1 protein-coding gene is annotated in these 232 nt (G+C 63.4%); it reads left to right on the top strand.

Annotated features, from left to right (window positions below; translation table 11 throughout):
• Positions 1-232, top strand: a 232-nt coding sequence (locus AC0IW9_RS32135; RefSeq protein ID WP_471652324.1) for a PIN domain-containing protein, incomplete at both ends; no start/stop codon positions are given.

Here is a 232-nt window from a genome sequence, read left to right as displayed (position 1 = left end):
GTCGTGTCGTCTGGACGGAGATCCTAGCGGGGGAACGACCCCAGCAGCGAGCGACCGTTGCTCGCCTGCTGTCTCCGTTCGAGGTTGTCGAGATCGATGCGCACATAGCCGCCGCAGCGGCAGCGATTCGTCACGACACGCGGATGAAGTTGCTGGACGCGTACATTCTGGCAACAGCACGCGTGAACGGTGCGATGCTCGTCACCCGCAACACCAAGGACTTCCCCGCGGA

Source organism: Belnapia sp. AC561 (assembly GCF_979252845.1).
This window is presented reverse-complemented; position numbering and strand designations above follow the sequence as displayed.